At 76.0% G+C, this 7121-nt stretch carries 2 protein-coding genes; both read right to left on the reverse strand.

Annotated features, from left to right (window positions below; all coding sequences use genetic code 11):
* On the reverse strand, positions 1-4024 hold a 4024-nt coding region (locus tag AAHZ94_RS25200; RefSeq protein WP_349995451.1), incomplete at its 3' end, for a beta-ketoacyl synthase N-terminal-like domain-containing protein.
* 45 nt (positions 4025-4069) lie between these two features.
* Positions 4070-7121, reverse strand: a 3052-nt coding sequence (locus AAHZ94_RS25205; protein WP_349995453.1) for an SDR family NAD(P)-dependent oxidoreductase, incomplete at its 5' end; no start/stop codon positions are given.

A 7121-nucleotide genomic window follows, 5' to 3' on the forward strand; every position in this document is an offset into this window, starting at 1 on the left:
GGGCCTGCCCCTGCGCGCGGGGGGCCCCCCGGGGGGCCCGCCGGGGGGGGGCGGCGGGCGCGGGGGGGCCGCGCCGACCGACCAGGACCAGGCGCCGGGTGCCGGCCGCCGCGTACCAGCGCGCCAGGTGTCCGCCGAGCGCGCCGGTGCCGCCGGTGATGAGCACGGTGTGCGGTACGGGCCGGGCGGTGGCCGCCGCGGTGTCGGGCGCCGCCACCCGGGCGAGCCGGCGGCCGAAGAGGCCGAGCGGCCTGATGGCGAGTTGGTCCTCGGCCGACCCGGCGGCCAGCAGCCCGGCGAGCGTGCTCCAGGTGCGGGTCGAGCAGGTCGCCGGCAGGTCGACGAGCCCGCCCCAGCGCTGCGGGTACTCAAGCCCGACGACCCGGCCGAGCCCCCACAGCGCCGCGCCCACCGGGCTGTCCAACTCCTCCCCCAGCACCGATACGGCGCCCCGGGTCAGGCACCACAGCGGCGCCGTCACCTCCGCATCGCCCAGCGCCTGCACCAGGGTGATGGTGGCGGCGACGGTGCGCGTCAGGTCGGCGTGGGCCAGGCCGGGCGCGGTGCCGAGCAGGGACAGCACGCCGGTCAGGGGCGGCAGGGCGGGGCCAGCCCGGGCGGCGCCGGCCGGGCCGGCGGCCGACTGCGCGAGGAGTGCGGCCAGGTGGGTACGGGTCAGGGCGGCCAGGTCGACGTCGAGCACGGTCAGTTCGGCGCCCTGCCGGCCGAGCCCGTCGACCACCTGGGCCGCGGCGCCCGACGGGTCCGCGCCGGTGGGCCGGAGGACCAGCCAGCGGCCCGACAGTTCGGCCGCCGGCAGCGCGCCGGGCCAGGGTTCCCAACCGACCTCGTAACACCAGGAGCGGGCGGTGGCTGCCAGGTGTCGGCGGCCGTGGAAGGCTGCGAGGGCCGGCACCACGGCGCGTAGCGGGGCGTCATCGGCCACGCCCAGCAGGTCGGCCAGCTCGCCCGGGGCGCCGCCCTGCACCGCGGCCCACAGGTCGTCGTCGACCGGCCCGGCCGCCGGCCGGTCCTGCCGGTCCGCTGGCTCCGGCTGCTGCTCCAGCCAGTAGCGCTCGCGCTGGAAGGCGTAGGTCGGCAGGTCAACGCGCTGGCCGTGGCCGGCGGTCAGCCGTGGCCAGTCCACCGGCACGCCGTGTACGAAGAGTTCGCCGAGCGCGGTGGCCAGGGTGGTGACCGGCGGCCGGCCGCGGCGCTGCGCCGGCACGGCGTGCACGCCGTCGGCGCCCGCGGCGCACTCGGCGCCCATCGCCGTCAGGGCCGCGTCGGGGCCGCTCTCCAGGAAGGTGGTCCCCGCGTGGGCGCGCCGCGGCCCCACGGCGGCGCCGAACCTGACCGGCTCCCGTACGTGGCGCACCCAGTACTCGGGGTCGGCCAGCTCCCCCGCGGTGGTCATCTCGCCGGTGGTGTCGGAGACGAAGGGCAGGGTCGGGGCGCGGTGGGTCAGGCCGCGCAGTACGGCCCGCAGCGGCGCCAGGACCTGGTCCATCCGGGCCGAGTGGAAGGCGTGCGAGACGCGCAGCCGGGAGGTGCGCCAGCCGCGTTCGGCACACTGCTCGGCGAGCCGGTCAACTTCCGGGGCCCGGCCGGCGACCACGACGCTCGCCGGCCCGTTGACCGCGGCGACCTCAGCGCCCTGGCCCGGCAGCGCGGCGAGGAGGGCGGCCACCTGGTCCTCGGGGGCGCCGACGGCCAGCATCGCGCCGTCGCCCGGCAGGTCACCCATCAGCCTGGCCCGGGTGGCGACCAGCTTCGCCGCGTCGGCGAGCGAGAACACCCCGGCCACCTGGGCGGCCACGATCGCCCCCAGCGAGTGCCCGGTGACGTAGTCCGGGGTCAGTCCCCAGGAGGCGCACAGCCGGTAGAGGGCGATCTCGTACGCGAACAGCGCCGGCTGGGCCAGGGCCGTGTCCGGCAGCCGGTCCCCGCCCGCGGGGCCGAGCAGTGCGGCCTTGACCGGCGGCGCCCCGGCAGCTTCGAGGGCCGCACACGCCTCGTCAACGGCGGCGGCGAAGACCGCAAAGTTTGCATACAACTCGCTTGCCATGCCGCGGTGTTGGGCACCCTGCCCGGTGAAGACCGCGGCACACTTGCCGGATCTGCGGACCCCGGTGGTCGCGGCGGCGACGGGCGCGGTGGGGGTGGTGTCCTCACCCGCGACCGCGGCCAGTCCGCGCCCCAGTTCGGCGGCGTCGCGGCCCCACACCACGGCCCGGTGTTCGAGCACGGCGCGCCCGACCGCCAGCGACCTGCTCACGTCCGCGGGGTCGGTCCCGGGTCGGGCCGCGGTCCACTGCCGCAGCCGCTGGGCCTGCGCCCGCAGCCCGGGCGCACTCCGGGCGGAGAGCACCCAGGGCAGCAGGCCACCGACGCCTTGGGGTTGGTCGGCGGGTTGGTTACCGGGTTGGTCAGTGGGTTGCGCGGCGGACTGGTTGCCGGGTTGCGTGGGTCGGGCTGCGGGCTGGCCACTGGGTTGGACGGCAGGCTGGCCAGTGGATTGCGTGGTGGGTTGGTCAGTGGGTTGGTCAGTGGGTTGCGCGACGGACTGGCCGCCGGGTTGTACGGTGATCCGTTCGCCCGGTGGCGGCCCGGTGGTCGGCGGCGGCCCGGCGGGCTGCCGAGGGACCGGTGCCTGTTCGACGATGACGTGGGCGTTGGTGCCGCTGATGCCGAACGAGGAGACGCCGGCCCGCCGCGGCCGGTCGACGGTCGGCCAGGGGCGGTCCCGCACCAGCAGCTCCACGGCGCCCGAACCCCAGTCCACCTGCGGCGACGCCGCGTCCACGTGCAACGTCCTGGGCAGCACCCCGTGCCGTACCGCCATCACCATCTTGATCACACCCGCCACGCCCGCGGCGGCCTGGGTGTGGCCGATGTTCGACTTCACCGAGCCGAGCCACAGCGGGCGCCCCGCGGGCCGGCCCTGTCCGTAGGTGGCGAGCAGCGCATGGGCCTCGATGGGGTCGCCGAGCGTGGTCCCCGTACCGTGTGCCTCCACCGCGTCCACCTCGGCCGCCGCCACTCCGGCATGGCGCAACGCGGCCTGGATGACGCGCCGTTGGGAGGGGCCGTTGGGTGCGCTGAGCCCGTTGGACGCGCCGTCCTGGTTGACGGCGGAGCCGCGTACCACGGCCAGTACGGGGTGGCCGTTGCGGCGTGCGTCGCTGAGCCGTTCGACCAGCAGCAGCCCCGCGCCCTCGCCCCAGCCCGTGCCGTCGGCCGCGGCGGCGAAGGACTTGCAGCGGCCGTCGGCGGCCAGTCCGCCCTGCCGGGAGAACTCGCCGAACGCGGTCGGGCGCGCCATCACCGTCACCCCGCCGGCCAGCGCCAGGTCACATTCGCCCGCGCGCAGCGCGTGGCCTGCCCAGTGCAGGGCGACCAGCGAGGAGGAGCAGGCCGTGTCGAGGGTGACGGCCGGTCCTTCGAGGCCCAACGCGTACGACACCCGGCCGGAGGCGACCGCCATCGCACCGCCCGTGACACGGTGGCCGCCCAGTTCGGCGCCGGCCCGGCCGCTCCCGTAGCCGAGGGCGCTGGCGCCGACGAAGACGCCGGTCTTGCTGCCGCGTAGCGAGGTGGGGTCGATGCCGGCGCGTTCCACCGCCTCCCAGGCTGTTTCCAGGAGCAGGCGCTGTTGCGGGTCCATGGCCAGCGCCTCGCGCGGTGAGATGCCGAAGAAGGCGGCGTCGAACTCGGCCGCCGCGTAGACGAAGCCGCCCTGGTCGGTGGTCGATCCGCCGTTCCCGCCGGCCTCGTGGCCGTAGATGTGGCGCAGGTCCCAGCCGCGGTCGGTGGGGAATCCTGCGACGGCGTCCACGCCGTGCGCGACCAGGTCCCACAGGGCCTCGGGCGAGTCGGCGGCGCCGGGGAAGCGGCAGCCGATGCCGACGATGGCCACCGGTTCCCTGGCCGCTTCCTCCAACTCCTCGACCCGGTCCTTGGTGCGGCGCAGGTCGGCCGCGGTCTGCCGCAGGAAGTGCCGCAGTTTCTCTTCGTTGGACATTGCTGTTGACCCCTCGTCGCCGGGCTGCCTGGACGTGGACCGCGCTCAGGAGATCCCGAACTCCTTGCCGATGATCTGGAACATCTCGTCGTCGGAAGCGGTGTGCAGGTCCGGGCGCGCGGCCCGGTCGGCCACCGGGTCGTCCTGCTGGTCGGGCCGGCGCCGGCACCGTTCCGCGAGTTCGGCCAGCCGGTCGGCGACCCGTTCCCGCGCCTCGTCCTCGGCGCCCAGGTCGGCCAGTGCACCTTCCAGCCGGTCAAGCTCGTCGGCGAGTGAGAGCGCCGGCTCGGGGCCGCCGAGTTGGGACAGCAGGTGGTCGGTGAGGACGGTGGCCGTGGGGTGGTCGAAGACGGCGGTGGTGGGCAGGGCGATGCCGGTGGCCTCGGTGACGCGGTTGCGGAAGCCCACGGCGGCCAGCGAGTCGAAGCCGAGGTCGCGGAAGGGCCGGTCGGGGTCGATGGCCGCGGCGTCCGCGTGCCCGAGTTGGATCGCCACCTCGGTGCGGACCAGGGCGAGCAGCGCGGTGCGGCGTTCGGCGGCCGGAAGTCCCGCCATCTGGTCCTGGAAGGAGGCGGGAGCGTCCGCCCGTTCCGATCCGCCGGGTGCCGTACGCGCCGCCTCCACCTCCGCCGCGAGGTGGGCCAGGAAGGGGCGGGGGCGGGCGGCGGTGTACGACTCGATGAACCGGTCCCAGCGCACGTCGGCCACGGTCACGCAGGTGCGGTCCTCGGCCAGCGCGAGCCACAGCGCGGCCATCGCCTGCTCCGGTGGCATGGCGGGCACCCCGATGCGTTCGAGGTGGGCCCCGGCAGCCCCGGCGGCCATGCCGCCGCCGGCCCACTGCCCCCAGGCGAGGGAGGTGGCCGGCAGCCCCTGGTCGCGGCGGTGTTGGGCCAGCGCATCGAGGTGGGCGTTGGCCGCCGCGTACGCGCCCTGCCCGGCGCCGCCCCACACCCCGGCGGCCGAGGCGAAGAGGACGAAGGCGTCCAGGGTGTCGGGTCGGGTGAGTTCGTCCAGCGCGGTGGCGCCGGCGACCTTGGCGGTCAGGGTTGCGGCGAGTTCGGCGGGGGTCAGGTCGGCGAGCAGGCCGCGCCCTGCGGCGCCCGCGGTGTGCACCACGGTGCGCAGTGCGGGGCCTTCCGCGCGGAGCTCTGCGAGGAGGGCGCCGAGCGCGTCGCGGTCGGTGATGTCGCAGGCGACCAGGGTGACTTGGGTGCCGAGCGCGGTGAGTTCGGCGCGGAGCGCGGCGGCGGCGGGGGCGGCCGGGCCGCGCCGGCTGACCAGGACCAGGCGTTCGGCGCCGGCGGCGGCGAGGCCGCGGGCCACCTGGCTGCCGAGCGCGCCGGTGCCGCCGGTCACCAGGGCCGTGCCGCCGGTCTGCCAGCGGCCTGCCGGGTGTGGTCCGCCCGGCTGGTTCTGGGTGAGTCGGGCGAGCCGGCGGACGAAGACGCCGAGGGGGCGGACGGCGAACTCGTCCTCGCTGGTGTCCGCCGCCAGGACGCCGGCGAGTGCGTGCAGCAAGGGCCCGCCGGCAGGCCCGGCCGGCAGGTCGATCAGGCCGCCCCAGCGCTGTGGGTGTTCAAGGCCGGCGACCCGGCCCAGGCCCCAGGCGGCGGCCCCGGCCGGGCTCGCCAGATCCTCTCCCGTCACCGTGGTGGCGCCGCGGGTCACCGTCCACAGCGGGGCGGTCACCTCGGCGTCGCCCAGTGCCTGGACGAGTGTCAGGAGCAGGGTGAGGAGGGGCTCGGGCTGCCGGGGGTCGTCGGCGTGCGCGACCAGGAGCACGCCGGCCACCGGCTCATCTGCTGCCAACCTGCCGATTTCCGCGGCGAGTTCGGACCGCTCGCCGGTCGCCTTGTCCACCTCCCGGCGGAGTACGTCGGCGCCGTGGCGGGCGAGTGCGGCGGCCAGCGGGTCGGGCAGTTCCGCGCCCGGCGCGCCGGTGGGGGCCAGGAGCAGCCAACGACCGGTCAGTACGGGCTCCGCCCCGGCGCCCGCCCACGGCTCCCACTGCACCTCGTACCGCAAGCCGCCGACCGTCGCCGCCGTCCGTTGCCTGGCCCGCCAGGACGCCAGTGCCGGTACGAGTTCGGTCAGCGGGGCGTCCTGCGGCAGGTCCAGGATGGTCGCCAGTTCGCCCGGGTCGGCGGCGGTGACGGCGTCCCAGAAGGGGGCGTCCGCCGCCGTGTCGCCGTCGGTGACGCCGGTGGGTCGGTCGGCCGAGCCCGGTAGGGCGGTGCCCATGTCGGGGTCGAGCCAGTAGCGTTCGCGCTGGAAGGCGTAGGTGGGGAGGTCCACCCTGCGCGCTCCGATGGCCGTGTCGTCGCTGGTCAGCAGGGTGTGCCAGGCGATGGTCACACCTCGTACGTGGGCCTGGGCGAGGGCCTGGGCCAGTTGGTCCGGGCCGCCGTGCGCACGCCGTAGCGTCTCCAGGACGACGCCTTTCACACCCAACTGCTCCAGGGTGTCGGTGAGCGGGACCACGAGGCCGGGGTGCGGGCTGCACTCGATGAAGGCGGTGTGCCCGTCGGCGACGGCCGCGGCGACGGCCTCCCGCAGCCGCACGGTCTGCCGCAGACCGGCGCACCAGTAGCCGCCGTCCATGGCGGTGGTGTCCATGAGCTCCGCACCGGTGACGGTGGAGAACACGGGCACCCGTCCCGGGCCCGGCACGACCCCGGCGAGCAGGCGTTCCAACTCCTCCCGCACCGCATCGACCTGCGGGGAGTGCGAGGCGTAGTCCACCGGCACCCACCGCACCCACACACCATCCCGCTCGTACGCGGCGACCAAGTCACGCAATGCGCTCACCTCACCGGAGAGCACCACGCTCGAAGGCCCGTTCTCCGCCGCGACCGAGACCACCTCGCCGACACCCGCGGCCTCGATGCCGTCCCGTACGGTCTCCGCCGCAAGCCCCACCGACACCATCCCCCCACCGGACGGCAACCCCCGCAAGACCTTGCTCCGCAACACCACCACCCGCAACGCATCCTCAAGCGACAACACCCCCGCCACATACGCGGCAGCGATCTCACCCTGCGAATGCCCGATCACGCCACCAATCCGAACCCCGCACGACTCCCACCACCGGGCC

It is taken from the genome of Streptomyces sp. HSW2009 (assembly GCF_040240285.1).
In the GTDB taxonomy this organism is placed as follows: domain Bacteria; phylum Actinomycetota; class Actinomycetes; order Streptomycetales; family Streptomycetaceae; genus Streptomyces.